Origin of the sequence: Acinetobacter stercoris (assembly GCF_900323515.1) — a bacterium.
In the GTDB taxonomy this organism is placed as follows: domain Bacteria; phylum Pseudomonadota; class Gammaproteobacteria; order Pseudomonadales; family Moraxellaceae; genus Acinetobacter; species Acinetobacter stercoris.
Map to the genome: position 1 here is coordinate 1 of NZ_OOGT01000293.1, position 3,106 is coordinate 3,106.

Consider the following 3,106-nt stretch of genomic DNA (forward strand, 5'->3'; position numbering starts at 1 on the left):
TTTTAACATTGCCTCATACACTTTATATTGCAAATTTAATATACCAGATTTTGAGCGATTTTGAGCGATTTTGATGATATTGAAATTGAAATTTGTATGGGAACTAAGAAAAGAAGATACAATGATTTTATTTATTTCATTGTCTGTCCACAGGTTTTTAAAAGACTTCCTCCATCTTCTAAAATGGTAAGCATACAGTTGGAGCAATGTGTAAGTGATTGGTTGGATGAGTCTTACTTAAATAAATTAAGAAAATCAAAGTTTATTTATGATTATTCAAAAAAAAATATAAATCATTTATTAAAAGAGGGAATATCAATTGAAAAAATAGGTTATTTCCCAATTTCTGCAATTCTAAACTATAAAGATTATTTAGCAGAAAAGTATAATTATAATTTTAATGGCATTAAGGAAAATGATGTTTTATTTTATGGAAATACTAATTCTCCACGACGTCAAAAAATGCTTGAAATATTAAATCAGCATTTTAAAGTAAGAGTTGAAGAGAATCTGTACGGATATGAAATGTTGAAGGCAATTGATGAATCGAGAATTGTGATTAATATTCATTATTATGAATCAGCTTTACTAGAAACAACACGTATTTATGAATGCTTATCTATGGGAGCATGTGTAGTATCAGAAACAAGTATTGATATAGAAGATTATCTGCATTTAATAAATTCAAAGCAAATAGCTTTTTTTAATATTGATGACTATCAGGATATGCTGACAAAAGTCGAATCAATGTTAGCATATTTGTCATCAAAACAGGATGTGATGGATAGTTTAATGTTAGAGCAGTCTTATGCTTTTTTAAAGCAAACTGTTTTAACTTCAATCAAGAATATTATTAATGATCCAGCTTAATACTTTGGGCTGTTGCAAAGTTTATTATAAATATGATGAAGTCTCTGATTATATGTGTGATCTAGTACTTTTATTTTTGCTAGTTCCGGGTTTATTGAGTCATTTTCAAGTTTGTTTTTTAAATCGCTTGGGGAGTTAAAATAAATTATTTCCTGCTCAATATCAAAAATTTTTGTTATATCTTTCACATATTCACTAACAAGAATACAACCACACGCGGGTGCTTCGAAACAGCGCATATTCATACCTTGCCGAATATTTTTTTTATTAATAACATTAAGAACATATTTATGGCGACTGTATAGTATGGAAACTTGATTTAGATCAATATTGTACGGGTGTATGTTGCATTCAGGTTTATGTAGTTTGTCCCAGCCTTTACCATATATTGTCAATGGGATTGGGATTTGCTCAATGAGTTCCTGACGATCTGGACTCCATGCACCAATAAAAATCATACGATCTGATTTATTTTCGTTTCGATTGTAAAAGACCTGAGGGTTATAAGCGAGGGGGAGGTACATACAGTGATCTATACCGATTTGTTTTGCATCTTCAATAAAACTGGAGTCTGTAAAACAATACAGATCAATAATATTTTTTGATTCAACTAACCGACTGTCAAAGAAATCACCAATCCAATGAGCCTTTTTTGCAGGAGATGAGGCTAATACTGATAATAAATGTTTATTAAAATAGAATAAATCAGCGATTACGATTAAATCGGGTTGAAATTGATGTAGCTGTNTTTTTAGTAGTTTTGCTGTATAAAGCTCTTTCCAGGGGTGAATTTTTTTCAAGAATCTTTCTTTATTATTATTATGATTTAGTGCAAAACCTTGAATTTCAAATTCAGGGTTTTCATGACGAACTGCAATTAAATTTTCAAACCATTGTAATATGCCATTTCTTTTGCCTAATACAAGAATCTTTTTCTTAGGCATCATTTTTTATCCGAATTTCCCTTAATTACCATATAAATTAAGCCACCAAAAATTAGAAAAGCTCCACCAAAGCAACTCAGGCAAAATACCAAAATACGTTGAGGTGTAGTAAGCCCAAATAACTGGTGGTTAAGGATATACATTACAAAGCCCCATTGAATTAGAGCAAAAGCAATAATTACAATTGTATGTCGACGCACATCTGGACGCATAGCCATGGGAGAAAATTCCTTAAAATTGGACATGAGTATTATGCCACCTCATGTTTACTATCTCAAATAAAGCTAAAACAAATAGTGGGAAATGTTTGATATTCTAATTACTTTTATCTTCCAAAATTACATGGTTTTTGTTTGTCGCTTTGATTTTAGGTGTGAGTCGAACTGCATCTAACACTATAAAATCTTCATATAAATTGATGGTGTGACAACCATCATCTAACTTATTCCAATCTGGTGATATTTTTTCGATAAATCGTTCACTATAGTGTTCAGGTGTTAATTGTGTGATTTCTTTCAGTTCGATTTCTGCACCATAGCCTTTAATTGAGTTCTGTGCTGGTCTGATCAGTTTATTTTGATAATTAAATGGAATTCCTGCCATTCGTTGATTTAATAAACCTTTACAGACTGGATTCTGAGGGTGAGTTTTCCATTCTGGATTTAAAATATCTTTTGTAAAAAATATATCGAGCCGATCTCCAAATTTTTTACAGTCTTTGCGTATGGATGTAAACAAATACCAATATCCTTGGTGATAGAAAGGGACAGTATCAGCAGCGATAATATTATTCATTAAATCATTATGCTTTTCCCATACAAATGGGAAGTGAGATGCTTTCCATAATTCAATAGTGTGATTTTTACAGGTCTCGGGAATCATATACCAGTCATTTTCAATTTTAAAAATACATGGAAATGACAAGTGATAACCAAGTTTTAAAATTGCTTTAGGTGCAGTATAAGTGCCATCTTTAAATACTTCAGAAACTGAAATAAATCCATGTTCATGACTATGATGGATTTCTTCTAAAAAAATAAAATGGCGGTTTTCATGCTTAGCATAAAAACAATCTGCATAGAGATATTCAGATGATGATGGATGCATTTCAAATAAATTTTGCATCTGTTGTTTTAAGTTCTGTTCCTTATCTACCCAACCAAAGCGAATATACCAATGTGATTGATAACGTAAGCTTTGAATTTTTTTTATGATTTTAAAAAATCTTTTTTGCATTTTTTTGATTAAGTACATTATGAATAAATTATGAAGATATTTTGTGTTGATTATAT

At 30.4% G+C, this 3,106-nt stretch carries 4 protein-coding genes; 1 reads left to right on the top strand and 3 read right to left on the bottom strand.

Going from position 1 to position 3,106, the window contains the following annotated elements:
- Nucleotides 1–60 precede the first annotated feature (60 nt).
- Nucleotides 61–870, top strand: coding sequence for a glycosyltransferase family protein (locus tag KPC_RS18600; protein WP_121975820.1), 810 nt, complete (start codon nucleotides 61–63; stop codon nucleotides 868–870).
- Here the strand turns inward: KPC_RS18600 and KPC_RS18605 are convergent.
- The 3 genes from KPC_RS18605 to KPC_RS18615 all read right to left on the bottom strand — a co-directional run bounded on the left by KPC_RS18605 (nucleotide 867) and on the right by KPC_RS18615 (nucleotide 3,050).
- Nucleotides 867–1,814 carry a CgeB family protein gene (locus tag KPC_RS18605; protein WP_121975821.1) on the bottom strand — a complete coding sequence of 316 codons (948 nt, stop codon included), beginning with the start codon at nucleotides 1,812–1,814 and terminating at the stop codon, nucleotides 867–869. The genes KPC_RS18600 and KPC_RS18605 overlap by 4 nt on opposite strands.
- Nucleotides 1,814–2,032, bottom strand: a complete 219-nt coding sequence (locus KPC_RS18610; RefSeq protein ID WP_121975822.1) for a hypothetical protein — start codon at nucleotides 2,030–2,032, stop codon at nucleotides 1,814–1,816. Before KPC_RS18610 ends, KPC_RS18605 begins: the two co-directional genes overlap by 1 nt.
- 97 nt (nucleotides 2,033–2,129) lie before the next feature.
- Nucleotides 2,130–3,050 (bottom strand): glucosamine inositolphosphorylceramide transferase family protein, encoded by a 921-nt coding sequence (locus KPC_RS18615; protein WP_228212331.1) that lies wholly within the window; start codon nucleotides 3,048–3,050, stop codon nucleotides 2,130–2,132.
- Between the last annotated feature and the right edge of the window lie 56 nt (nucleotides 3,051–3,106).